This is a genomic window from Pedobacter sp. GR22-10 (assembly GCF_026239715.1).
Lineage (GTDB): Bacteria > Bacteroidota > Bacteroidia > Sphingobacteriales > Sphingobacteriaceae > Pedobacter.
In genome coordinates this window covers 1,476,839-1,501,275 of record NZ_JAPIVR010000001.1, presented here as the reverse complement: position 1 = coordinate 1,501,275, position 24,437 = coordinate 1,476,839, and the positions used below count along the sequence as shown (strand labels likewise).

At 40.1% G+C, this 24,437-nt stretch carries 23 protein-coding genes; 17 read left to right on the top strand and 6 right to left on the bottom strand.

Annotated elements, in window-relative coordinates; translation table 11 throughout:
* Positions 1 to 177 precede the first annotated feature (177 nt).
* A complete protein-coding gene (locus OQX64_RS06485; RefSeq protein WP_265818102.1) occupies positions 178 to 1,788 on the bottom strand; it encodes a GMC family oxidoreductase in 1,611 nt (536 codons plus the stop codon).
* An 895-nt stretch (positions 1,789 to 2,683) separates the two neighbouring features.
* On the opposite strand from OQX64_RS06485, the gene OQX64_RS06480 reads away from it, so the two are divergent.
* The 4 genes from OQX64_RS06480 to OQX64_RS06465 all read left to right on the top strand — a co-directional run bounded on the left by OQX64_RS06480 (position 2,684) and on the right by OQX64_RS06465 (position 4,308).
* Entirely contained in the window at positions 2,684 to 2,929 is a 246-nt protein-coding gene (locus OQX64_RS06480; protein ID WP_265818101.1) for a hypothetical protein, read from the top strand.
* 36 nt (positions 2,930 to 2,965) lie between these two features.
* Positions 2,966 to 3,286, top strand: a complete 321-nt coding sequence (locus OQX64_RS06475; RefSeq protein ID WP_265818100.1) for a hypothetical protein — start codon at positions 2,966 to 2,968, stop codon at positions 3,284 to 3,286.
* Positions 3,287 to 3,518: 232 nt separating this feature from the next.
* Positions 3,519 to 3,809 carry a hypothetical protein gene (locus tag OQX64_RS06470; protein ID WP_265818099.1) on the top strand — a complete coding sequence of 97 codons (291 nt, stop codon included), beginning with the start codon at positions 3,519 to 3,521 and terminating at the stop codon, positions 3,807 to 3,809.
* Positions 3,802 to 4,308 (top strand): hypothetical protein, encoded by a 507-nt coding sequence (locus OQX64_RS06465; protein ID WP_265818098.1) that lies wholly within the window; start codon positions 3,802 to 3,804, stop codon positions 4,306 to 4,308. Before OQX64_RS06470 ends, OQX64_RS06465 begins: the two co-directional genes overlap by 8 nt.
* 143 nt (positions 4,309 to 4,451) lie before the next feature.
* Here the strand turns inward: OQX64_RS06465 and OQX64_RS06460 are convergent, their stop codons facing one another.
* The 3 genes from OQX64_RS06460 to OQX64_RS06450 form a co-directional block, all read right to left on the bottom strand.
* Positions 4,452 to 4,649 (bottom strand): hypothetical protein, encoded by a 198-nt coding sequence (locus OQX64_RS06460; RefSeq protein WP_265818097.1) that lies wholly within the window; start codon positions 4,647 to 4,649, stop codon positions 4,452 to 4,454.
* A gap of 25 nt (positions 4,650 to 4,674) precedes the next feature.
* Positions 4,675 to 5,022, bottom strand: coding sequence for a hypothetical protein (locus OQX64_RS06455; RefSeq protein ID WP_265818096.1), 348 nt, complete (start codon positions 5,020 to 5,022; stop codon positions 4,675 to 4,677).
* A 72-nt stretch (positions 5,023 to 5,094) separates the two neighbouring features.
* Positions 5,095 to 5,541, bottom strand: a complete 447-nt coding sequence (locus OQX64_RS06450) for a DUF6922 domain-containing protein (protein ID WP_265818095.1) — start codon at positions 5,539 to 5,541, stop codon at positions 5,095 to 5,097.
* Positions 5,542 to 5,708: 167 nt separating this feature from the next.
* On the opposite strand from OQX64_RS06450, the gene OQX64_RS06445 reads away from it, so the two are divergent.
* The 9 genes from OQX64_RS06445 to OQX64_RS06405 all read left to right on the top strand — a co-directional run bounded on the left by OQX64_RS06445 (position 5,709) and on the right by OQX64_RS06405 (position 19,967).
* On the top strand, positions 5,709 to 6,857 hold the full coding sequence (locus OQX64_RS06445; protein WP_265818094.1) for a bile acid:sodium symporter family protein: 1,149 nt from the start codon (positions 5,709 to 5,711) through the stop codon (positions 6,855 to 6,857).
* A gap of 593 nt (positions 6,858 to 7,450) precedes the next feature.
* Positions 7,451 to 8,041, top strand: coding sequence for an RNA polymerase sigma factor (locus OQX64_RS06440; protein WP_088301747.1), 591 nt, complete (start codon positions 7,451 to 7,453; stop codon positions 8,039 to 8,041).
* 92 nt (positions 8,042 to 8,133) lie between these two features.
* Entirely contained in the window at positions 8,134 to 9,171 is a 1,038-nt protein-coding gene (locus tag OQX64_RS06435) for a FecR family protein (RefSeq protein WP_265818093.1), read from the top strand.
* 59 nt (positions 9,172 to 9,230) lie between these two features.
* The gene (locus OQX64_RS06430) at positions 9,231 to 12,797 is read left to right on the top strand and encodes a SusC/RagA family TonB-linked outer membrane protein (RefSeq protein ID WP_265818092.1); all 3,567 of its coding nucleotides are present in this window, start codon (positions 9,231 to 9,233) and stop codon (positions 12,795 to 12,797) included.
* 22 nt (positions 12,798 to 12,819) lie between these two features.
* Positions 12,820 to 14,169, top strand: coding sequence for a RagB/SusD family nutrient uptake outer membrane protein (locus tag OQX64_RS06425; RefSeq protein WP_088301744.1), 1,350 nt, complete (start codon positions 12,820 to 12,822; stop codon positions 14,167 to 14,169).
* Positions 14,170 to 16,044: a TlpA family protein disulfide reductase gene (locus OQX64_RS06420; RefSeq protein ID WP_265818091.1), complete on the top strand. Its 1,875-nt coding sequence runs from the start codon at positions 14,170 to 14,172 to the stop codon at positions 16,042 to 16,044.
* 4 nt (positions 16,045 to 16,048) lie between these two features.
* A complete protein-coding gene (locus tag OQX64_RS06415) occupies positions 16,049 to 17,671 on the top strand; it encodes a S41 family peptidase (protein WP_265818090.1) in 1,623 nt (540 codons plus the stop codon).
* A 25-nt stretch (positions 17,672 to 17,696) separates the two neighbouring features.
* On the top strand, positions 17,697 to 18,836 hold the full coding sequence (locus tag OQX64_RS06410; RefSeq protein WP_265818089.1) for a TlpA disulfide reductase family protein: 1,140 nt from the start codon (positions 17,697 to 17,699) through the stop codon (positions 18,834 to 18,836).
* Between the two features lie 795 nt (positions 18,837 to 19,631).
* The gene (locus OQX64_RS06405) at positions 19,632 to 19,967 is read left to right on the top strand and encodes a Dabb family protein (protein WP_265818088.1); all 336 of its coding nucleotides are present in this window, start codon (positions 19,632 to 19,634) and stop codon (positions 19,965 to 19,967) included.
* A gap of 368 nt (positions 19,968 to 20,335) precedes the next feature.
* On the opposite strand, the gene OQX64_RS06400 is transcribed toward OQX64_RS06405, so the two are convergent.
* Together OQX64_RS06400 and OQX64_RS06395 are read right to left on the bottom strand one after the other, a co-directional pair.
* Positions 20,336 to 20,587, bottom strand: coding sequence for a hypothetical protein (locus tag OQX64_RS06400; RefSeq protein ID WP_265818087.1), 252 nt, complete (start codon positions 20,585 to 20,587; stop codon positions 20,336 to 20,338).
* Positions 20,588 to 20,601: 14 nt separating this feature from the next.
* Positions 20,602 to 21,318, bottom strand: coding sequence for a DUF3291 domain-containing protein (locus tag OQX64_RS06395; protein ID WP_265818086.1), 717 nt, complete (start codon positions 21,316 to 21,318; stop codon positions 20,602 to 20,604).
* Positions 21,319 to 21,435: 117 nt separating this feature from the next.
* Here OQX64_RS06395 and OQX64_RS06390 point away from each other — a divergent pair, with 117 nt between their 5' ends.
* The 4 genes from OQX64_RS06390 (at position 21,436) to kynU (ending at position 24,430) form a co-directional block, all read left to right on the top strand.
* The gene (locus tag OQX64_RS06390) at positions 21,436 to 21,915 is read left to right on the top strand and encodes a GAF domain-containing protein (RefSeq protein ID WP_265818085.1); all 480 of its coding nucleotides are present in this window, start codon (positions 21,436 to 21,438) and stop codon (positions 21,913 to 21,915) included.
* A 6-nt stretch (positions 21,916 to 21,921) separates the two neighbouring features.
* On the top strand, positions 21,922 to 22,533 hold the full coding sequence (locus OQX64_RS06385; protein ID WP_322974931.1) for a DNA-3-methyladenine glycosylase: 612 nt from the start codon (positions 21,922 to 21,924) through the stop codon (positions 22,531 to 22,533).
* Between the two features lie 50 nt (positions 22,534 to 22,583).
* Positions 22,584 to 23,072: a pyridoxamine 5'-phosphate oxidase family protein gene (locus tag OQX64_RS06380; RefSeq protein ID WP_088301735.1), complete on the top strand. Its 489-nt coding sequence runs from the start codon at positions 22,584 to 22,586 to the stop codon at positions 23,070 to 23,072.
* A 71-nt stretch (positions 23,073 to 23,143) separates the two neighbouring features.
* Entirely contained in the window at positions 23,144 to 24,430 is a 1,287-nt protein-coding gene (kynU, locus tag OQX64_RS06375; protein WP_265818084.1) for a kynureninase, read from the top strand.
* Positions 24,431 to 24,437 lie beyond the last annotated feature (7 nt).

Genomic DNA, 24,437 nt, shown 5'->3' with positions numbered 1-24,437 from the left:
ATGAGGTATCCCAGAGACCTACTGTTCAATACAAACGTAAATGTGGCAGAAATATCCGGTCAACTGAATTTCAGTAACCAGTCTTTTTCGGTAATAAATAAACGTCCCTTCATTTGTTAGATTTTGAATATCTCAAATGGAAGGACATTTACAACTAGATAATAAACTAATTATATATTATTTATCATATAAAATGATCTCTGCTGCTCTGGAAGCCATTACCATCATCGGACCGTTTCCATTGCCTGATACCATAGTTGGAAGTATGGAGCAATCCATAATCCTGATTCCTTCAAAACCTCTCAGGCGAAGTTTTCCATCCACCGGATCGTCATCATTAGGACCCATTCTACAAGTGGAAATAGCATGGTATCCACAGAAACCTTTGTCAATGACCAGATTGATAAGATCCTCTGGAGAAACCATACCTACGCCTGGCAGTGTTTCATGATCAAGATAGTCTGCAATGGGCTGTGTAGCGAACAAGTTCCGAAGTCTGGAATAAAGGTTTACAAGAATGTCTTTATCGTGGTCAGTAGCACAGTAGTTGGGATCAATATATAATTCAGAATGAACATCTTTTCCAGTGATTTCCAGATATCCTTCTGAAGTTGGGCGCAAAGGATAACCTATAGCCTGTACGCCTCCCCATTTTTCTATTGTTGGTGATTGCCCCGGAGCATATTCGTTTACTGTAAAAGGCGATAATAGCATCTGCGCATCTACACGCTCCTTTTCTGGAGTTGATTTACAAAACCCCATTACCTGATAGGCAGGCTTCGCCATAATGCCCTTTTTTCCAGAGATAAAATATTTAAGTCCTGAAACGGCTTGTCCGAATAGATTATTAATATGTCTGTTCATTCCAAGGTTTTCCTTAAGCCTGTATTTTAAAATAAGATTTCTGTGCTCTACCAAATGTCGGCCGATATGCTGCTGATCAAGTCTTACTTCTACCCCGGCCTTCTTCAAAACTTCTGCCGGACCTATCCCGGAGTTCATCAGTATTTTAGGTGACTTTATTCCACCTAATGAAAGGATCACCTCTTTTTCAGCAAATATTTCTTCCGTTTTCCCTTTGTGTGATACTTGTACACCAATCACTCTGTTCCCTTTAAAAATTAATTTTCCTGCCACAGTTTCAGTAACAATAGTCAGATTTTCTCTATTTTGCACCGGATCCAGAAATGCATGGGCCGCGCTAACTCTTTGACCATTTTTGATGTTGCACATGGCATGCCCGATTCTTTCTTCATCAGATTCATTAACATCCACAAGCCTCTTCAATCCAACTTTTGTGCCTGCCTCAACTACAGCTTCCATCAATGGGTCGGGATCCGAGACGGGGCCGATACCCAAAGGGCCACCTTTTCCGCGGGTAAAGGTAGCTCCGAGACGATTGTCTTCTATTTTCTTGTAGTGTTCAACAATATGTTTCCAGGCGAAGTCATCTGCACCTCCGGCTGCTGCAAGGCCATCCCAGTCCGGCTGTGTTCCTCTGTTGTAAACCATTCCATTAATCGCGCTGGAACCGCCAAGCGTCTTACCACGAGCCCATTCCTCATAAATGTTGGCTTTTCCGAAGGTTTTGGTGCGATAATGCCAGGCATATTTTTCACTCCCCACGAGAACACCAAAACCCATAGGTATTTTAATGAACATCGTATTATCTTCGGGGCCAGCTTCAACCAGAAGTACCCTGTTGCTTTTATCCGCTGACAGTCGATTTGCCAGAACACAGCCCGCAGAGCCAGCTCCCAGGACTATATAATCATATTTTTGATCCATATTTTTAGATATATTAGTAACTACCTTTACATACAAAATTGGACGTTATATAATGGATAAAAAAGGTCATTTTGATGGCAATATTGGTCTAAAACAGGCGCCTTACCAATTCAATTGGTAAGGCACTATCCCAACGGAAGGTCAATGAAAGCTTAGCAGAAATGTGGGGTGCTGAAAAAGTAAAATAAACTAACAGGCATTTGGCAAAAAAGCGGGTTCGGTGGTTAATTGAACATTCTACCTCGTAGCAACTCTTGTGCTGGGTTGACAGTTTTGTGCTTCGAAATCCGCTTCTTCGCCAAGCGCCAAAACATTACTAGTAATTGCCCGACCAAAAACACAATGGTTAATGAAAGGCAAGATTGACCTATCGTAAACTGCTGACCAAATGGGCGAAATTTCTGGTAGACTTAAGAAAAAAAACATACGTAAAATCGGCGAAAAAAACTTTCTGACCTAATAAATCGCATTCCGAAATTGGGGTTTCAATTGACCTAAAATTGCAATGACAGGATAATTAAATAATCTTTAATGCTGACCTAAAAAATCCAGCAAATATGGGGAAATCGACCAAAATTATCATAGTCTGAAATCAATAAAATATCGCAAATACTGAGCAATGAGATCAATAACAAAGTTCCGGCCATTGCAACTACTCGTAACCGCAGTTTTAAAAATCTTTTGGCGACGGGCGCTTTGCGGGTTTAGGTATTTATTATTAAGTTAGTGCTGTGGATTATTGGTGCAGGTAAACCAAAAATTCGCAAAGCTGCAAGCCGTTAGCGATAATTGCAAGACAACTTTCTGCAAATAACAGAGACATAGTTGACAACAAAACAAAAATGATAAAAACATTAGGTCTTGACCTAACAATTAGGAGACAAACTATATAAATATGAGTTATCTATCTATTGAGCCGTTTATTCCTTCGGGACAAGACTTTGACAAATCAAAACAGCTATTTCAAGAACTGGGTTTTGAAATAGAATGGGACGGCGGAGACCTTGTTGGTTTCAGAAATGGCAACTGTAAATTTATATTACAACAATACGACAATAAGGCGTTCGCCGAAAACCTGATGGTATCTGTTAAGGTACCAGACATAAATGAATTTTGGAAAAATATAAACATAAATGAATAGTAATCTATTGACGACTTTAGTTATAAACGCATTATTATGGCTAATTGGAAGAACAAAAATAGTAGTCCCGAGAAAGACCTTTCGTCAATAAGCGCAATGTTCGAAACCAACAAAATCAAAAAGATATACGATATTTCTGAGTTGTACCCAACTAAGATAATCAAACTTTTAGGTATCAATTCAGAAAGGTATTCTGTGAAGTTAGCTGACCCTGAAAAGTTTACCGTTTCCGAAGTGTTGCGCTTAGCTTACATACTTAATATTGACCCAAACCTGATCATCAATGTGATACAGACAGAAACCGAGAAGAAGATTATAAGCAAAATCAGCATAAATAAATCTAAGCACAGCAAATAGTGCTTAAGTTATACACTAAACGACTGATAATAAAACCTTAAAATCTGAATTTTGCAGATAAGTTATTTGCAAAGGCATTTCACTAATTAAAAGATTCTTAGTTTCATATAATGGGAAACAAAATAGTTTGTTTAGACTGTCAGAAATCCTTTAACCAGGGGAGTGACTTTAAAGATAGAAGAGAGGGCATTTGCCCAGAAAGAATTATAGAACAAAGTGATAACACACAAAAATGAGCAGGCCTGTAAAAATAGTGGTTATCGAACCAGTTGAATGGAATGCCGGCAATCTCTTTGGTGAAATCATTTCTGAACGTGATGGTAACAAGCTTAAGGTTCGGCTTACTCGAAGAATTAAAGGAAAAAGATTTTTCAGCGATATCTTGATGCTAACACCAAGTATTGAGAACGAAACCTTTAAACCATTGCATCAATATTATACTGTGCGTGTTAACGGAAGCATATTTGATGAGCAGACCAACGAACAAGAATGTGTATTTACAAGTAATATAACCTATGACTAATTTTCCCCACAAGGTTATTTCAACTTACAGGGTCTTGATGAAAAAGGCTTTTAACGAGGACATTGATGAGGGCTGGGTCGATTGGGCTTTAGAAATGATCCAAGCAGGCTACGAATCAGATAATCTATATATTCTTGCAGGAATAACCAGGCCTTATCATCAGTTTGAACTTCAAAGACTAACAAATAAAGTTTTGGCTGATCTTGATCTCGACTATGAAGATAAGCCGCAGATGATTAGGAATTATATCTATTACATTATTTCGTCTACCAAAAATGAACCGTCGAAGTACCTTTCGACCTTAAAAGATATTAAGGACATATGTATAGCACTGGATATGGAACAAGAATACATGGACTTTTATTTGCTGTATTTTGCAAAAGATGACCTTAATAGGTCAGAGGTACAATGGTACTGGGATGGTGCAGACAGGACAAATATCGACCGAATAATTGAGGAGGTATTTGAGAATTATCTAAATAGTAATAATAGCAAATAGTAAAAATCGGAAATTACACTCCGTCAACCGCAACTCATTTTGTCTTTTGAGCCAATTAAAATACTTCATATCTTAAGTTGCCGATTTGGTACCTTAAGATAAGATAGCTTATCACGAATTGTGATAAGCTATCTTGTGCAAATCTAGCGACTCATCCCTCTGCCACGGTCATTTTTCTGGCTATTTTTTGCTTCCTGAAGCTTACGGTATAATTCCCTGCTTTCTAATAGACGGGTATATTCATGTACCGCCTTTGAAATACTTCCCTGCACATCCCGCCATTTTAGCTTTGTGTCTATTAGTTTTACTGGAACATTAAAGTCGATATCGTTATGGTACATTAAGACGACTTAGCAGTGTTAGGATTTACATTGGGTATTTTTGGCAGTAGTAATCAAATATTTCATTCAAAGGCATTTCCATTAACAGGTAATGCATATCGATAAAATCCTTGATCCTTTGTCCGCTATTCACAATTGCATTGATTTTCATGGCCGATATATCCTGATTGGACATCATGCTTATGCCTTCGATTGTTTCTATTCGCCTGAGAGACGGGTACTTGTGCGGGATAAAATCAAAATCAACTTTGCCAATGCTAACACTTACATAGTTGCCCTTGTGGCGTTTTACATCTGCGCCATAGGTGTTCCTAAAATGTACGGCGAGTCCGTCACCATCAAAGTCCGATATCCATGGATTCCCTATGGCCAATCCTTAAAGATAGTGCGGCACCTCCAACAAGGTAAAAGGAGTTGAGCTGATGGTCTTGCATCAGTGTCTGGATCAGATCCAGTGTCCCTGGTGTAACTGTTTCTTTGTGTAACATCTGAGTTTTTCTTTGCTCAACTGAAAATATTTACAAACGGCCTCCATGGCCATATCAGAAAGATAGGTGATGTCTTCTTTGAGGGCTCGGATTACGTTTTCTCTACCATAAAACCTGATCATCACCTCCCAATCCATTGTATCGCCTTTATCAAGCACCCGTTCGATAACTGTTTTGTAACTCCTGCTCCAGTCCAGTTTCTCGAAATCAAAGTCCCAGAACAGTACCTTTGGAAGGTCTGGTCTTCTGACCTTTTGTATCAGGGGCTGTCTTTCAATTTTGATTTCATCGTTTCCACAGCTTTCCGGCAAGGTGCTTATTGCCGGCCTTTGGCTCCGGTGGTTGGTTGCGGTTGAATAAATGTCGTGTAAATGGTATTTCCGGTGCCAACCATAACTATTCATTTCTTTTGCTAAAAAGATAATTTTGCCATGCCATATCTGAGGGCAACATTGTTGCGTCTATTTCGTTTGTATCCATGATGTTAAAGGATGTCACTGGCATGCATCAATAGAATCTCAGTATTCAAAAAAGATAATTTGTGGCGTGGCCATCAGTCTTCTAAAAATATATGGAAAAACACGGGAACAGTAAACATATCGACGGTAAAGGCCTTAAACCAAATCTTTCCAGGATCGTTTTGGTTATGGCGGCTTCCTTGTTAATTATGGCCATGATCATTTGCTTTAGTTCCGGTTTTCGGACAGCAGTGCCGGAAATTATTGTTGCCTTATTATTCCTGACGATTGGCTTTAGGAATTTTACCTTATTAAAGGGCTTTAGTTTTACATTGCTGATCTGTGCAGCAGTGACGACATCTTTAAGTTATCCTGACTATTTTATCTCATATCACGGTTTTAAATTTGCATTGCTCATTACTCCCTTGATCCAAATCATTATGTTTGGTATGGGGACATCTATGCATGTGAAAGATTTTGTAAACGTATTAAAAATGCCTAAAGGAGTATTCATTGGTGTTTTCAGTCATTTTTTAATCATGCCCTTACTGGGGTTGACCTTGGCCAGTATAAGCGGGTTTAAGCCTGAGATTGCTGCCGGGATTATTTTAATTGGGTGTTCGCCTAACGGAATGGCCTCAAATGTGATATCATACCTGGCAAAGGCCAATCTTGCCTTGTCGGTTACGATCACAGCCGTTTCAACATTACTGGCACCATTGATAACGCCATTACTGATGAAAATGCTTGCGGGAGCATTTATTGACATCAATGTTGAAAATATGATGTTCGATATTGCCAAGATGGTGATTGTACCGATTGTTTTAGGTTTAATATTTAATCGATTATTGCGGCATAAGCAACAGTGGGTTGAAAAAATTATGCCTTTAATATCTATGTCTGGGATTGCGTTTATCATCATGATTATCACAGCTGCAGGGCATAACAGTTTATTGGATATAGGGTTCAAATTAATATTACTTGTACTGATTCATAATCTGACCGGATATGTTTTAGGTTATTGGTCAGGGAGGTTATTTAAAATGGAGGAACGTGACTGCAGAACTATGGCTATTGAGGTGGGCATGCAGAACGGCGGGTTAGCATCGGCCATAGCCAAAGAGATGGGCAAAATGGCCACTGTTGGACTTGCTCCTGCAGTATTCGGTCCTTTAATGAATATTACAGGTTCCTTGCTTGCTTCTTATTGGCACAGGAAACCAACTAAAGACGAGGTTGCTTATACGGCACCTTCACATTAGTTTTTAGTTTCTTTGAATGGAAACCAGACAATACTTATTTACCTGTAATTTTCTTAATTGCTCTGCCGTTTTTCCTGAATTTCCAGTTGCCTCACCGAGACTTATGGCTTGCCCGTAGCCATTTAATGCCAATTCGTATTACCTATTTGTATGATAGGCTTTCCCAAGACTATCGAATAGATTGGCATTATTGGCGAACTCTTTATTGCCAATACGGAGTTTGTCATCTTCAATGATTTAACTATATTTTTAATCACAAATTCCGCAAACGGTATTCCGCTTGCCTTTTCAATTATTCTTGCTTTTCTGTTCACATATCTTCCGTGAAAGAATTTGTTGTCGTATGATCTCCCGTACTTTGGGAGCCGTAGATACTTTATTAAAAAGGATTTGATAGATGCTGAATTTAGAAGAGTTGTAGCCAACTGATGCTTCTTTTCTGACCTATCCCTTTCGTATCCATCTATGGTTGCAGTTATCGAGGTCATTCCTGCTGGTTTGCAAACAATTTTTTGATTTTTAATTGTTCCTCAAAACATTTTTTCATCTTTGAATATGCTTCCGATTATTTTTTATAAACAGCCAACTAAAATATGACCAGTGAGCAAAAGGCATGGGATGAATTTCGGTACGGTGATGAGCGTGCGTTGAAATTTATATTTGATGCTTATTACGAATTGCTCTTTAATTATGGTCATAAATTTACACCAGACGATCATCTTATAGAGGACATTATACAGGATCTGTTTGTTAAGCTTTGGATTGACAGAGAAAAAATCAATGCTACAAATTCTGTAAAAAATTATATTTATAAGGCTTTCAGAAGGCGTTTAATCCGAAAATTGGATTATTTACCAAAGATTATGGCTTTTCCTGCGACAGAAGAAAAAATAGCCTTTAATATTGAACTGGGCCATGATCATCGCATGATCAGTGCTGAGCGAACCAGGAAGATTCAGGAAAATCTTGCAATTGCACTTGATAAAATGACGCCTCGCCAGCGGGAGGTTATTCACCTTCGTTATTTTGAGGAAATGGATTTTAATGAAATTGCGGATGTGATGCAACTTTCTACAAAAGCAACCTACAAACTACTTTACAGGGCGATTGATTCGCTAAAGCAACACCTGCCAAGGTTTGATTACTTACTGATACTTTACCTGCTGAATCTCTCCAGAAAGTAACTGCACTTACCAGCTCTTTTACTCCACTCAAAAAATAAATGAGTTGCTTGGGGTAAAATGTGAATTCTATGTGTATATAACATTAATAAATCATGAATAACTTGAAAGCAACTGATTACAGCAGCTATAGTGCGCTGGATTTCTTTGACGATGAAAACTTCATACAATACGTTTTGCATCCTGACCAAGCCAGTAAAATGCTTTGGCAAAAGGTAGTATCGGCACATCCCGACAGGGAAAAAGAAATGGCAGAAGCGGAAAGTTGGATACTGATGTTACATGGTCAGCAAATATACACTGCTCAAAATAGTGCTGAATCCATCTGGGGACAAATCAGCGAAAGGATTGCGAGACACGATCATTTGGAACGTTCTTATGTGATGCCGCTTAAACGTGCAGGCAAATGGATGTCTGCCATCGCTGCAGGCTTAGCCGTTTATTTTACTATCGCTGAACTGATGCAGCAAGGAAAACAGGTGGTCCGATCTGATTACGGAGAATTGCGCAGTGCGACACTTCCCGATTCATCTGATGTGATGTTAAACGGTAATAGCCGGATTCACTATATACGCAACTGGCGTTCTGATAAACCTAGGGAAATATGGCTGGAGGGTGAAGCTGCATTTGCAGTGAAGCACGTGGCGCTAAAAAACAGATTTCAGCAGGCCGACTCATTTAAGGTTCACGTAAACGGTTTAGAGCTGACTGTATTGGGTACTAAGTTTAACATTAAAGATAGACGAGGTCGTACGGAGATCGCTTTGCTGACTGGAGGCCTGAGAATTGAAAAGAAGGGACCATTTGCTTTCTCCAGGATCATGAAGCCGGGCGATGTATTGGTATACGATGGCAAACAGATTCTTAAAGAAACACAAAAAGTTGCGGCTGCAAGTGAGTCCTGGACAAAAAAAGAGCTCAATGTGGAAGGCTATACGATAAACGACATTGCCGAAATACTCGAAGATACCTATGGTTACGAGGTGACCATACATGCTGATGATCTCAAAGGTAAACGACTTTCGGGCGCAGTCCCTTCAGGTAGTGCAGAAGACATCCTTTTTGTAATTAAAAAAGTATTTGATGTAAAAGTTATCATCAATAAAAATCAACTCCTGATTACGCATGAGTAGACATAGACCTTACCGTATGAAATAGATTAACCTCAACAAACTAAACCAAACCAAACTAAATGAAAACAAAACTACTATTTATCCTGGGCTTTCTGCTCATTGTAACCTCCATGCGTTCTGTATTGGCGCAGGAGCAAATGACCCTGCAGAAAGCACTTTCTGAAGTTCAGAAAACTTATGGCACTAAATTTTCTTACCAGGCAGGCCTGGTGGATAACAAGATGGTAAGCCTAAAACTTCCCCTGGCAAAATCGAAAACTGTGGATAGCGTACTGAAGGCGATACTTTACCCCAATAAATTGCTTTTCCTGTATGTTCAGGAGAATTATTATACCATTGTCAGGGATTTACGGGAAGACGAAAAGCAGTTAGAAGCTGCCAGGCAAAAGATACCAGCGCCTAATTACAGAATTATAACTGGAAAAGTTACAGATCAAAATGGAAAGCCACTGATTGGGGCAACAGTGTTTCCCGAAGGAATGTCAGTAAGGGTGGGGGTAATTAGCAGCAGTGATGGAAGTTACACCTTGCGTTTACTTGAAAAAGCCGACGCCATTGTATTTACCTATGTGGGCATGCAACCACAAAAAATGACGTTGGGAAAAGGTAATGTAGTAAACGCCGTACTTTATAGTGAAAATAATACACTGGATGAAGTGGAAGTAGTGTCTACCGGGTATACCAAATTACCTAAGGACCGTGCGACTGGTGCTTTTGAGGTGATTAAAGCTAAAGATATAAAAAAGGTGCCTTCCGTGAATATCCTTGAAAAACTGGAGGGAATGGCACCAGGCGTTCAGGTTGATCTTAGAACCAATAGCATTAGTATTCGTGGCAATAACAGCTTCGGCAATTTATCTCCAAAGAGTCCTTTAATTGTAATTGATGGATTCCCTTTAATGGAAAATGAGGACAGCCGTGGTGAGTTATCGAAGGTCTCTTCAGGAAATGGTACCAGTGCAGGGGCAGTACTGAACAGGTTCAACCCTGATGATATCGAAAGCATTACGATCCTTAAGGATGCTGCAGCCTCATCAATATGGGGTGCCAAGGCGGCTAACGGGGTAATTGTGATTGAAACTAAAAAAGGGAGAAATACACCCCCTTCAATTAATTTTAGTACCAACCTTAGTGTTTCGTCTCCCGCTGATCTGAACAATATAAAGACAATGAACAGCGCGCAGTATATCGATCTGGAACGTGAACTAAAAGGGCTGGGATTTATCCTGGATCCGGCCGATACGCCAAGCTGGATGAGTTTTAATAACAACGCACCGCAAAGCGAGGCCTTAGAGTGGATGTTTAAGGTGGACCGGGGAACGGCAACGGTGGGAGAACGTGATGCTGCGCTGGCTGCGCTCGGACAGATTGATAATAAAAGCCAGATCAGGGATTTCCTGCTGCAAAGGGCGGTTTCCCAGCAATACAACCTGTCTTTATCAGGTGGAGCCAATAAAAGCAGTTATTATGTATCGACCAACTACACTAAAGATGTGCCTGTATTTAGAGGAAATCAAGCAGAGAGTTTCTTTGTGAATTCCAATCTGAGCAATAAATTGTTTAATGACAGGGTGAACCTTACTTTCGGGTTGAATTATAACTACTCCAGCACACTAAACAATCCAGCTGCGCAGAACGCAATGGGGAATGGAATGAAAGGATTAAAGCCATACCAGTTACTTCGCGACGCCAATGGAAATAACATTGCAAGATCCATCAAATATAGGGATGAAGTCATGCAGGACTTTTTAAATAAAGGTTATCTACCATGGACATATTCTGCTTTGGACGAGTTGGATAAAACGCACTACAATACGCAATCCAACCGCTTAAGGTTCAATATGGGTGTCGACACAAGAATTGTTAATGGAGTCAACTTCGCCGTATCCGGAATGTTGCAGCGTAATATCGAAGATACGGAAAATCTGGACCGGGCAGATAGTTATGACGTTCGTGATCTGTTAAATTTTGCAACAACCATCAATGATGAAGGAAAGCTTGTATACGGTATTCCTTATGGCGGAAAACTGGGGCTTATCAATTATAATTCCTGGGAATATACATTGAGGTCTCAGCTGAATGTAGACCGGAACATTAGAGACCTTTTGAACATTGCTTTCCTGGGAGGGGCAGAGATCCGGCAGAACAGCTATCAGTCTTCTGAGCAGTACCGTTACGGATTTAATGAGGATATTTATCAGGATAAGGCTTTTAACCCAACTGTGCCCTACAATACAGTTGAAGATTACACGAACACAATTAATGCTGATAATCCGTTGAAAAAGGGTATTAAGAGGGCATTGTCCTATTATTCGAACGTTGGACTGTCTTTTCTGAAAGGGAAATATGTAGCATCGGGAAGTGTTCGCTTTGATGATTTTACGATTACGGGAGCTGCACGTAATCAGCGGGCAAAGCCACTTTGGTCTACCGGTATAAAATGGAATGCCAAAATGGAGAATTTCGTTCAGGACATTAGTTGGCTGAATGCTTTGGATTTCAGGTTAACTTATGGTGTGGGCGGAACTTTACCTACCGGATCAGGTAACGTTGTGGTGATTAATACCAGCACCGACAACCAAACAAATGAGACGATTGCACAGATTTCAAGTCCTGCAAATAACCAGATCTCCTGGGAGAAAGTGAAGTCCCTGAACTTTGGGGTGGATTTTGCCCTGCTACAAAACCGCCTGTCCTTTAGCATCGACGCTTATAATAAAAACACATCAGACATTTTATATACCTTTCCTTACAACTCAACCTATGGCTGGACTTCTTTGCAATTCAACAGTGCAAGTATGAAAAGTCATGGTTTTGAATTAGGCATGCAGGTGAATGTAGTTAGCCAAAGGGATTATTCATGGAATTCGGTTTTTAATTTCTCTTATAATACAAATGAAGTTACGGACAACAGGCTAAAAAAGGCTGTAACCAGTAACCTGGTTGGTTCTTCTACGCCTACGGTTGGTTTACCTATGGATTATATGTATGCTTACAGATGGGCTGGACTGGATGACAAAGGTCAGTCACAGATCTATAATAAAAATGGAGACATCATCGGCACTGACATCGGAAACAATAAATTAACTGCGGATGACCTGGTATACATGGGCAGGACTACACCTCCTTATTTTGGCGGTTTTAATAACGACTTTAGGTATAAGCAGTTTACGTTGGGTGTCAGAATTGCTTATTCGATGGGCAACGTGGTTAGAAAACCGTCTGTAGAAGGCTATCCGGATTATTCACCTTACCAGGGATCCATAGGCATGCAGTCTGATCTGGCTTTACGCTGGCGTCAGCCTGGTGATGAAAAGCTTACCAATGTTCCGGGCTTGAAAGACATTTCATCCAATAGTATAGACAGGTATAAAAACTCAGATATTTTGACCATGAGTGGAAGCTATATTCGGCTTCAACAGGTCTCATTAGGTTATTCTTTCAGGAATGAACTGTTGAAAAAGACACCTTTTAAGTCGGCTTCAATCAATGCAAGTGTCAGAAACTTGGGGTTGATCTGGCGCAAGAACAAATACGGAGTTGATCCAAGTTATTTGGCCAGCAGCAATTACAATAACCTGGCTCCTGCGAAAGCATTTTTTATCAGTGTAAACACATCGTTTTAACAAACGTATCAAAATATTTAAAATGAAAGCATTAACTTATCAAATCTGGGTTGCATTGTTTATCCTAACAGTCAGCTCATCTTGCAGAAAGTATGTTGAGGTAGAACAATTCGGTCAGCGTACCTTAAAATACACAGATGATTTTCAATTCGTCATGAATGACAGGTCCACTATGGAGAAGTCTTATATTCTTCCATTTGTGAGCAACGATGACATGGCGACTACTGATGAAAACCATCAAAACTCTTTAAACGCTGAATTTAAGGCCGCCTATGTATGGGGATCAAATTACTATGGTGATACCCAGACAGACATTGGCTGGGGCAATTTATATAAAACCATATACACTTGTAATGAAGTTATTTACAGTGTAATGTCTAGTCTTAAAGGGACTGAAACGCAAAAGAAACAAATCTATGCAGATGCTTTAGTTCAAAGGGCGTTTGCGTATCTGATGCTGGCGAATCAATACGGCGAGGTTTATGATCCGTCGAAAGCTCAAACCCAGGTCGGGATTCCTTTATTGAAAACCCCGGATCTGTTCCTAAAGTTAGACCGGAGCAACCTGGATATTGTCTATAAGCAGATCTTATCAGACCTTCAGGAGGCTATCCCGTCATTGCCCGCTACGGCAACGAATAATGGCCACGCCGCGAAAGTTTCTGCATATGCCTTATTGTCAAGAACGTATTTGTATATGAGAAACTTCACGCTTGCAGGAGAATATGCTGATAAAGCCCTGGCGATAAACAGCTCACTCAAGACGCTGGAAAATTACATTGGTAATACAGTAAGCTTTCCAAGACGATTGGATGATCCGGAAATTCTTTTATCGAAGATTTCTGCCGGTACGTTTATGTCTGAGCTGAACCCGGAACTCCTCAGCTTGTTTCCTTCAGGAGATGCAAGGTTGGAACTGTTTACCGGTACCAGTAATGATGTGCCGGGCATTGCATACATCCGTCCGCAATTTAACGAGTTTTCTTGCCAGACCGGTCTGTCTGTACCAGAAATGATGCTGATCAATGCAGAAGTATATGCCCGGGCGGGTAATACCTCCAAAACGCTGGAGTGGTTAAACAAACTTAGAAAAACGAGGATAAAAGCCGCAGATTACCAGGATCTGGTGATCTCAAATCCTGCTGATCTTCTTCCGGCTGTCATCAACGAACGCCGGAGGGAATTTATGGGAATGGGGTTGCGTTGGTTCGATCAGCGCAGGTTAAACCTCGACCCTGAGTTCGCAAAGCCTTATGTGCGTACCTTCCAGGGGCAGCAATATACTTTAAGTCCGGGTAGCAACAGATTTATATACCCGATTGCCCCTGCTGTGCTTAATCTCAATCCTGAAATACAACAAAGTCCCAGATAAATGAAAAAAACACTTTTTACTGCTTTATTAGCCCTGTTTGCCATATTTACTTATGCACAACAGGGTAATGGTTTAACATTAAGCCCTGCTGCACCTACTGCAGGTAAACCCGTATCTATAAATTATAGTGCCAAAGGAACCGACCTTGAATTTAGTGATGAAGTATCGGCCGTAGCGCTTCTTTTTCAAAATGCTTCGCAATGGAAAGCACAGCCGCTGACGCTTAAAAAAGTAAACGGGTCCTGGACAGGCAGTTTGCTATTGCCTGCAGAAGTTTCCTTTTTCGCCTTAAGATTTTTTCAGGGAAGCGCAGACCATCCGGATGCGAAAGATAATAATAACGGAAAGGGGTTCTTTAGCCGGGTTTTGAGTCCTAAAAAGAAAGTTGTGCCAGGTAACTACCTTGGAGAGGCACTGCTCTATATGGCCGAACAGGAATTAAGCCCGTTTGCTAGTCCTCAAAATGATGCTGCAACCGTCGAGGCTTTATTGAAAAAGGAATCACAAATTCCGGGCGCAAAGCTTAAGGAGGATCAGTTGTCCAACATTCAGCGCTATTATCAGTTTATAGCTAAGGACGAATTGCGGTCTGAACAACTGAAATCGGAGATCCTAAGCCGTTTCCCGAAAGGTAAAATGGCAAGGTTTATTCGCTATCAGCAGGCTTTACAGGAACCCGATAAAGCAAAAATGACAGGGGCCTTAGAGCAATTTCTGGCAGAATTTCCAATCGTGGAATGGCGCAAAAATCCGGACGGGCAGGCTTACATTTATTATGAGGTATACCGTGGATTAGCAACTGCTTATTTTAGGCAGAAAGCATACGATAAATTTCTTGCCTTATTTAATGATTTCGATTTTAAAACCGCAAATGAGGTTTACCGCTTCAATGTAACCAAGATGGAAATGATAGGTTCTGAGGCTGAGAAGAAAGCTGTTCTGCCTTTGAGCCGGAAGATTATGCCTGTGCTGTTTAAATTAAAAAATGATGGTTCTTATGCAGAAGATTTTAGCGGCAATGACTCCCTGATCAATAACAATGTAGCGCAGCAATTGAGCGAACGTATATTCAGCCATGTGTCCTTGTGTAAAGCTGCTGGTGCTTACGATGAAGGGTTGGAATATATTGGATATCTTTCAGATCAGAAACGTTATGCCAGTGCAGAACTAAACGAGATCCATTTGTATCTTCTTGACCAATTAAAACAGACAGATAAGATTAAACCCTTACTGGAGGCCAGTGTGAAAAACATGGCTGTAACCCCGCTGATGTTTGATCGCCTCAAGACAATCTATTTGGCAGAGCACAACGGGAGCACTCAAGATTATGACAAATACCTTGCTTCATTAAATTCTTCAGACGCCGTGGATGCAATGCGCGTTCACGTAATGGAAAATATGGTAAAGCATCCGCTGATTCCTTTTTCCCTGGAGAATGCTGAAGGCAAAATGGTCAACTCCAGCGATTGGAAAGACAAGATCGTGGTAATCGATTTTTGGGCTACCTGGTGTCGTCCGTGTATTATGGCTTTTCCGGGAATGCAGTTGCTGATTGATAAATATGCGAAGGACCCGTCGGTTGCCGTATACATGATTGGCACCATGCAATTTGGCGACTACAAAAAGAAATCAGTTGACTTTGTTAAGAGCCAGGGTTTCCGGTTTAACTTATTACATGATGCCATTGGTGAAAATGGTGAGCAAAATAAGGTATTTAGAAGTCTGATTCCTTTGTTCCAGTCATCCGGGATTCCCCGTAAGATCATTGTGAAAAATGGTGAAGTAAGGTATAGCTCCGAAGGCTATTCGGGTAGCCCTAGTCAGCTCATGGATGAGTTATCAATGGCTATTGAAATCATAAGAACAGAAAAATAAGCAAATGAACAAGATACATAAAATAGCGCTGGCAGTAGTAGTCGCTTCGATAAGCCTGTTACAGGCGCAGGCGCAGATGAATCCAAAAGTAAAGCTTCAGGAAGCCTTAAAGCTTATTCAGGATAACTATGTGGATCCTGTTCAGGATGAGAAAATTGTAGACGTAGCAATCAAGGCCATGATCAGCGACCTTGATCCGCATTCAAGCTACATGAGTAGGGAAGAAGCAGAGGAGATGAATCAATCTATGTCGGGTAGCTTTGCTGGAATAGGGATTACTTTTGCGATGGTTAGCGACAGTACTTTTATCACTGCTGTAAACCCGGATGGGCCTGCATTTAAAGCAGGACTGCGTCAGGGTGATCAAATCATCAGTGTTGATGGTCAGCCGATCTTAGGTAAAGGTTTAAAAAATCAGCAAGTAATGCTGTTGCTCCGCGGCGAAAAAGGTAAGCAGGTGAGTCTGGGAATGATGCGTGGCAATACTACAAAACCAATGCTGATTAAAGTCACGCGTGAGCAAATTGCAGACTTGTCTATTCGTGCCAGTTACATGGTAAGCAAGGAAATTGGTTACATTTCGCTTGCGATATTTAGTGAATCTACACGCAGGGAGATGGATGCTGCCCTTAAAGCTTTAAAAGCAAAAGGCATGAAAAAACTGGTTTTAGACCTCCAGGGTAATGGTGGAGGATATGTAGAAGCGGCAATTGGTGTAGCAGATGAATTTTTGCCGAAAGAAAGTACTGTGTTTTATACCATTGGTCATGACGGCGGTAAGGATTATTTTGGCACAGGTGGCTTTGGGCAGTTTATGACCGGAGACCTGGTTGTGTTGATTGACGAATCAACGGCTTCCTCAAGTGAGATTGTAACCGGCGCATTGCAGGATTGGGATCGTGCAGTAGTTATCGGGCGCCGTAGTTTTGGTAAAGGGCTTATGCAAAAGCCATTGGTTATGACAGATGGTTCGGTGCTACGCCTAACCGGTGCCCGATACTATACACCTTCCGGAAGATCCATCCAGAAACCTTACACCAAAGGAAAAGCCGACTATTTTGAAGACTTTAACCGTAGACTGGCTTCAGGCGAACTAAAAGAACCCGGTCATTTCAATTTTCCGGATTCATTGAAGTTTAATACCTTAAACAACAAGAGAACTGTATATGGTGGCGGAGGAATCATGCCAGACCGTTTTGTGCCGATTGATACAAATTTATACAGCAACTGGATGACCTTAATCATGAACAGTGGAATGACAACTAAGGTAGGCTTTGATTTTGTACAGCAAAACAGGACTGCTTTATTACAAAAGTATCCCGATTTTCAAGCGTTTATTAAGAATTTTAAAGTAGATGATGCAGTGCTTGACAAGTTTATGGAGCAAGCGAAGGAACATATTAAAAATATGCCGGGGAAATCTGATACTGCAGCCCGGAAGAGCCTTGCGGTAGAACTTGAGTCGGAAATTGCCGCCCTGCTGTATGAAGGGTCTGACTATCAGCTGCGCGTACGTAACGAAGCGAATGAAAGCCTAAATGCGGCAGTTGAAGTTTTAAAAGACCAGTCCTTATATAATCGCCTGCTAGGTAGCTATGGGAAATCTAAAAAAGAGAATAAGAAATAGTAGTACATCATTAACAAATGAAAAAATGAGAAAGATAATTTTATGTTTATTGACAGGAATAGTGCCTTTTTACCTTAAGGCGCAAACGGGATACACCATTAAGGGGCAAATAGGAAAACTAAATGCTCCGGCGAAAGCTTTTTTAATGATTAAGTATGCTGATCGTATATCAACAGATTCAACAGAAATAGTTAACGGAAAATTCGAATTTAACGGAAAAATGGAATCTCCAACGGAAGCACGTGTAAGGGTGAAACATGATGCTACACCGGATAATCCTGCAAAAAGGTCTGGTTATGACATAAAGCCTTTATTGTTGTTTAATGAATCTATTATACTTACAGCTAAAGATTCTATTTCTAAGTCCGTAATTACAGGATCGGCAATCAATGCAGAAAATGATAAGGTAACGGCTTATTTGAAACCGATATACGATAAATACAAATCGTTAGACGCAGAATATAATGCACAACCAGAAGCAAAAAAGCAGGATAAGGCATATATTCAGACCTTAGAGACACGTGCAAAAGCTGTAGAAAAGGAAATTTTTGAAGCGAAGATGTCTTATATTAGCAAGAACCCGGATAAATATATGGCCGTAATGGCACTTAATTCATTGCTCGGGCCGGATTTTGATGCTTTGGCCATGGAGAAAACGTTTTTAAGTCTTAACGAGGATTTAAGATTATCCTATCTCGGAAAAGAAGTGGCAGCAAAAATTGCAACTGCAAAGAAAACACAGGAAGGTGTTGAGGCTACGGATTTCTCTCAACCTGACGTAGATGGAAAGATGGTAAAGCTATCTGACTACCGCGGGAAATATGTGCTTGTAGATTTTTGGGCCTCATGGTGTGCACCTTGCAGACGGGAAAATCCAAACCTGGTGAAGAACTATGAGCAATACAAATCAAAAGGTTTTGAAATTTTAGGCGTTTCAATGGATAAAGCAGCAGATAAAGCCAAATGGCTAAAGGCTATTGAAGATGATAAACTGATTTGGAAACAAGTTGGTGATTTAAAAGGCTGGGAAAATGAGGCCGGAGTACTCTATGAAGTTAAAGCCATCCCTACGAATTTTCTTGTTAACCCGGAGGGAAAGATCGTTGGAAAAGACCTGCGCGGAGAAGAACTTTCAAAGAAACTGGCTGAAATCTTTAAAAATTAATGGCAGTAGAAATTAAAGATAACAAACCGACTTCAACACCTTCAGTTAAATGGAACTTAAAATTATGAGGGTTTTTCACCCAATTGGACAGGGTGCGTTTTATTCCGAAATGCATTCCTGTCCGACTGGCTGTAAGCTACCCTGTTTTTCAGACCACTCAAAAGTATAATTTGTCCTCAAATTTCCTGCAATAATTGATTGGAGATTTGAAGCATATTAATCTATTTCTTCCCATTCAATTTTTTTGTTTTCTATACTCGATGGGATTTGGATGAGTATAGTTTCCTCGGTCATCTAGTTAAGACTTTCGACACACATTTCGTAGGTATGCAATTTAATTGATCCTTTTTTTTAATGGTGAATATAAGGATGCGAACCTGAAAGTAATGAATTTGACGATTTATTGGATCAAATGACTGCTGAAAGCAAAGACAAACCTGATCAGAAAAATGATAATACCGAATTTTTCCCACCGGATGGGAATAAAAATTAACAAAAAGTTAATCTTTTGCTTTTTATTTTCTGCTGGTTCAGGATGACATGATCGATGTCAGTTACTGCACAGCGGGTACCTGCTGATCTTTTACGATCTTGCGAATTCCAAAAAACGAGATCAGGCCTATTGTTACGCCTACGATGATTGCTGCTTTAAATGCCATAGCTAATAAACATGATTAAAGACCAATTGTTTGTTAAATTGATAATCAGTAAGAAAAACGGGGGGCATTGGGTTTCAGTTTATAGCTGCTTTCTTTTTTAGCCTATTTTTTTTACCTTGGAATAAAAAAGAACAGTATGTCAGATCATCAAGTTTCCAATAGCAGTCCAATACAGCATTTCGTTATGTTTTGGCTGAAGCCACAATTAACAAAAGCTGAAATAGAAAATTTCAAAAATTTCTTTGAGCACCTGCGTGCAAGTAAATATGTAAAAACGCTAAGTTATGGCCTTGCGGCAAATACCCCAATACGTCCTGTTACCGATAACTCGTTTACCTATTCGCTAACGGTCACTTTTAACAATATGGAAGATCATAATGCTTACCAGGAAGATCCGGTACACCTGGCCGCTATTGAAAAGTTTTCTGCAAACTGGTATAGGGTAGTGGTTCACGATACCGTGATTTCTTAGATCATTTTCTATGCCTTACAACCTGAATTCGATTCATATCTTGAGCATTTACTCCGATACAAAAAAAATGTAGGAGGGGCATTGATTCACGCATGAGCAAGCTAAGTTCAATTATGAATCGAATTTTTGTTTAATGTTTTAGTTCAAATAAAAGGCATGGATTTCATTTATTTGGCAAAAATAACTATCCAAATTATATTCTGATACAGTACATAAGTTTAAATTAATCAAATAGTTAAGTGTCATAGCCTAATATCTTTAAACAGATAAAAATTCAGATTTATATTATTTTATATCGCAAAAGCCAAATTAAATTCTGAAACAAAAAATAAAATACTATAATTCAGTGAGTTAAGACGATGATTTGATTAGAATTGATGTCTGTTATAAGCTGAAGTAAAATCACTTCTCATGAGCTTAAACCGGTTGATCACGGTAGTGATAAATTCTTCATCTAAAATCTCAAATACATCGTTTACGCCGCCACCGCTCAGATCAACTTCTGCCAGTTTATAACTTTGTTCAAAGGTACCTTGCTCAAATTTTACAATATACTTTTGGTTCATCGAAAAGATGGTGATCTTACATTCTGGATGTGGTAACTCTGCAATAACTCTCATTGGATTTAATTAGTTTAATGATTTAAATGATGGAATGGCTGATATTCATGTACTGATTTTCCGTTAAAAACACCTTCCATCTTCAGGATTTCAAAACGTGCAAACAAGTCTTCAGCATACCAATTTCTTTCTCTGGTAAGTTTGATGATATCAGCATGGTCAAATGATTTATAGGCATAATCTTTCATGCTTTCTGCATTTTCCCAAATAGAAAAGGTGGCCTGATCCAGGAAAGGATTTTCTCCCACACCGGCTGATAGAATAAAACCTTCTGATCTCCTCATTTGATCGGCAGCTCTTTTAATGTTTTGCTTAAACTCTTTTAATTTACTAAAACGAATCTTTGCCCTTGTAATGACGGCAATTCTACCCTGATCAATTTTATGATTCATACTAGACTTAAAAGGTTCTTTACCTGACCATAAACCATGGCTACTTAAAGGCTTTAATAAAATGGTAAATTCTTCATATCCAAAAAACCTAAACCATTTTATCGGAAAAGAACAGGCATAAAATTGATCGCAAAGTTCTTCGTCATCCCAGGTGGTGATGATGGCCCAGTGCCTGTAATCCGTAGCAAGGTCTACCTGCGCGTTTTTGCCACTCCCCATTAACTTCCAGAACCTGCAATTTCGATTGAGCCAAAGCGGCAGCCGGAGTATAGCCATACCGAGAAATGCAAATGGAATACTAAATCCGCGGTATTTGGTAATGGTTAAAGCTGCAATCATGTGATCAGGTGTTTAAGGCATCAAAACTAATTAATTTAACAGGATCATCACCTTCAATTTAATGTCATTATCAAATTATTAAATTAAAATGAATTAAATCCTGTTTAACTTTGGTACATGGCAGAAGATTTAACGATAGACAGGGCAATTCCAAAAGAAAAGCAATACCAATCACTTATTCCTCAAATAGAAGGTTTATTGTTTGGAGAAACAGATTTTGTAGCCAATATGGCTAATGTTTCTGCGGCACTGAAAGAACAGTTTAACTGGTTTTGGGTGGGTTTTTACCTGGTGAAAGATGAAGAACTTGTATTGGGGCCATTTCAGGGACCGGTGGCCTGTACCAGAATTAAAAAAGGAAAAGGGGTTTGCGGATCAGCATGGTTGCAACAAAAAACTTTAATCGTACCCGATGTAGATGAATTTCCAGGGCATATTGCCTGTGCTTCAGCATCTAAATCAGAAATCGTATTGCCATTGATTAAAGATAACCAGGTTATTGGCGTATTGGATGTAGACAGCGAGTTTCCTGATCATTTCGATAGTATAGACCAGGCTTATTTAGAGCAAGTTATTCATTTTTTGCTAAACAAATAATTTAGATTGATATTGAAATTAACGCCGGAATATTATCAGAATGAGGACGTAATTGCTTTGGCAAAAGACTTGCTGGGTAAAGTTTTATATACCCATATTGATGGTCAGATCAGTGCTGGCATTATCGTAGAAACAGAAGCCTACTATGGCATCAAAGACAAGGCATCACATGCCTATGGCGGCAGAAGAACCAATCGTACAGAAACGATGTACAGCGCGGGTGGTGTGGCCTATGTGTATCTTTGTTATGGCATGCACCATCTTTTTAATGTTGTAAGTTCGGTGAAAGATGATCCGCATGCGGTGTTGATCCGGGCTGTTGAACCCTTGATAGGGAAAGAACTTATGGAAGAAAGAAGGGGGATGCCAGTCTCCAGGCCTGCTGTTTCATCAGGACCGGGTTCTGCCGCGAAAGCATTGGGCATCGATCGTACTTTTAACCAGAAAGACCTGTCAGGCAATGAAATATGGATCGAAGATCACCAGATCCGCTATATGGATGAAGAGATTATTGCCTGCCCACGTATAGGTATTGCCTATGCACAGGAACATGCCTTACTACCCTGGCGTTTTTTTGTTAAGGGTAATCCCTATGTCAGTAAGCCAAATAAGGTGTAGTTAGTCAAACATTTTAGGGGCTATCCTGTTTTTCAATAAATACCAAAGCAATGAAAAACGAGAAAAACATATCGATTTTAAAAGAAATGGCAGAAAGTGTACGTACCTGTATGTTCACTACTTTTTCTGCAAGTGACGAGTTGGGCAGCAGACCAATGGGTACGGCCAAGATTGAAGAAGATGGCAGCATTTGGTTTTTTACCAATGAGTATTCGTTAAAGTCAAAAGAGATTTCGAAGGAAAATAATGTGTTACTGGCTTACAGTGACCCTTCAAAAAATACTTATTTAACGGTAAAAGGCAAAGCAGAGCTGGTGGATGATCAGGTAAGGAAAGAAGCTTACTTTTCGCCTTTTGTGAAAGCCTGGTTTCCGGATGGCGTAGAAGACCCCAGGTTAATTTTAATTAAGGTGACACCTGAGGAAGCTGAATACTGGGATGCCTCATCTTCAAAAATTGTAGTCCTGTTTAGCCTACTCAAAGCAGTTGTTACCGGCGATACGCCGGATATGGGAAAACATGATACGATGAAATTCTAAATCATAAATAAAAAACTATTTTTAAAAAGCAGGATTGGAAACAATACCTGCTTTTTTTGTAATATTGGCTAATGAATTTTGAAAACAATTTAGCGTTTGCTCAAGCGCAGGACCAGGCTGATGTATTAAAAGGTTTCAGGCAGCAGTTCTTATTTCCTAAACATCATGATCAAGAATTTATATACCTGTGTGGAAACTCGTTAGGGCTGCAACCTAAAGCAGCATTTCAGGTATTGAACAGGCAGTTATCCAACTGGGCAAATCTGGCAGTAGAGGGTTGGTTTGAAGGGGATCAGCCCTGGATGTATTACCATAAAGAATTAAAAAATCTGATGGCTCCTTTGGTTGGTGCTTCACCAGCTGAGGTTTGCCCAATGAATACGCTGACCGTAAATCTGCACTTGTTGATGGTGAGCTTTTATCAACCCAAAGGCAGACGTGTTAAGATTATTATGGAGGGTGGCGCTTTCCCCTCTGATCAGTATGCCTTGGAAAGCCAGGTCAGGTTTCATGGCCAAAATCCGGATGATGCTATCATAGAGGTTTTTCCAAGGGCAGGTGAAGATACACTCCGTACAGACGACATTATAGCTAAGATCAATGAAAATGCTGAAGAAACGGCATTGGTATTGTTTGGTGGCATTAATTATTATACTGGTCAATGGTATGATATGGAGAAAATTACGAAGGCAGGCCATGCCGCCGGTGCAGTGGTAGGCTGGGACCTGGCACATGCCGCGGGAAATGTTCCTGTAAAACTTCATGACTGGGACGTTGATTTTGCCTGCTGGTGTTCTTACAAATATCAAAATTCTGGTCCTGGAGGGATTGCCGGTATATTTGTTCATGAAAAGCATTTCCAAAACCAGGAACTCAATCGTTTTGCCGGCTGGTGGGGCTACCAGGAAGATAAACGTTTTAAAATGGAAAAGGGATTTATGCCTGAAGCTGGTGCTGATGGGTGGCAGGTGAGCTGTACACAGGTAATGCCTATGGCCTTGTACCACGCATCGCTGCAAATATTTGAGCAAGCTGGTTTTTTAACTCCGTTAAGAAATAAAAGTATTCATTTAACGGGTTATCTGGAATATATTATAAATGAGGTTAATAAAAATATTGGAAAGGAGCAATTTAAGATCATTACGCCAGCGAATCCACTGGAAAGAGGTGCGCAACTTTCTATTATTGCCGCTGAAAAAGGAAAGGCCATATTTGACGGACTGGTTGCCGAACACATACTCGGTGACTGGCGTGAGCCGGATGTGATCAGGCTTAGCCCGGTGCCTTTATACAATTCCTTTGAAGACATCTATCTGGCTGGTGAGGCCTTGCTGAAGGTGTGCAAAACTGTATTATAGTTCGTTT

Coding starts and splice junctions, on each gene's coding strand:
- OQX64_RS06485 (WP_265818102.1), bottom strand. CDS start 1,788: ATGGATCAAAAATATGATTATATAGTCCTGGGAGCTGGCTCTGCGGGC.
- OQX64_RS06480 (WP_265818101.1), top strand. CDS start 2,684: ATGAGTTATCTATCTATTGAGCCGTTTATTCCTTCGGGACAAGACTTT.
- OQX64_RS06475 (WP_265818100.1), top strand. CDS start 2,966: ATGGCTAATTGGAAGAACAAAAATAGTAGTCCCGAGAAAGACCTTTCG.
- OQX64_RS06470 (WP_265818099.1), top strand. CDS start 3,519: ATGAGCAGGCCTGTAAAAATAGTGGTTATCGAACCAGTTGAATGGAAT.
- OQX64_RS06465 (WP_265818098.1), top strand. CDS start 3,802: ATGACTAATTTTCCCCACAAGGTTATTTCAACTTACAGGGTCTTGATG.
- OQX64_RS06460 (WP_265818097.1), bottom strand. CDS start 4,649: ATGTACCATAACGATATCGACTTTAATGTTCCAGTAAAACTAATAGAC.
- OQX64_RS06450 (WP_265818095.1), bottom strand. CDS start 5,541: ATGAATAGTTATGGTTGGCACCGGAAATACCATTTACACGACATTTAT.
- OQX64_RS06445 (WP_265818094.1), top strand. CDS start 5,709: ATGGAAAAACACGGGAACAGTAAACATATCGACGGTAAAGGCCTTAAA.
- OQX64_RS06440 (WP_088301747.1), top strand. CDS start 7,451: ATGACCAGTGAGCAAAAGGCATGGGATGAATTTCGGTACGGTGATGAG.
- OQX64_RS06435 (WP_265818093.1), top strand. CDS start 8,134: ATGAATAACTTGAAAGCAACTGATTACAGCAGCTATAGTGCGCTGGAT.
- OQX64_RS06430 (WP_265818092.1), top strand. CDS start 9,231: ATGAAAACAAAACTACTATTTATCCTGGGCTTTCTGCTCATTGTAACC.
- OQX64_RS06425 (WP_088301744.1), top strand. CDS start 12,820: ATGAAAGCATTAACTTATCAAATCTGGGTTGCATTGTTTATCCTAACA.
- OQX64_RS06420 (WP_265818091.1), top strand. CDS start 14,170: ATGAAAAAAACACTTTTTACTGCTTTATTAGCCCTGTTTGCCATATTT.
- OQX64_RS06415 (WP_265818090.1), top strand. CDS start 16,049: ATGAACAAGATACATAAAATAGCGCTGGCAGTAGTAGTCGCTTCGATA.
- OQX64_RS06410 (WP_265818089.1), top strand. CDS start 17,697: ATGAGAAAGATAATTTTATGTTTATTGACAGGAATAGTGCCTTTTTAC.
- OQX64_RS06405 (WP_265818088.1), top strand. CDS start 19,632: ATGTCAGATCATCAAGTTTCCAATAGCAGTCCAATACAGCATTTCGTT.
- OQX64_RS06400 (WP_265818087.1), bottom strand. CDS start 20,587: ATGAGAGTTATTGCAGAGTTACCACATCCAGAATGTAAGATCACCATC.
- OQX64_RS06395 (WP_265818086.1), bottom strand. CDS start 21,318: ATGATTGCAGCTTTAACCATTACCAAATACCGCGGATTTAGTATTCCA.
- OQX64_RS06390 (WP_265818085.1), top strand. CDS start 21,436: ATGGCAGAAGATTTAACGATAGACAGGGCAATTCCAAAAGAAAAGCAA.
- OQX64_RS06380 (WP_088301735.1), top strand. CDS start 22,584: ATGAAAAACGAGAAAAACATATCGATTTTAAAAGAAATGGCAGAAAGT.
- kynU (WP_265818084.1), top strand. CDS start 23,144: ATGAATTTTGAAAACAATTTAGCGTTTGCTCAAGCGCAGGACCAGGCT.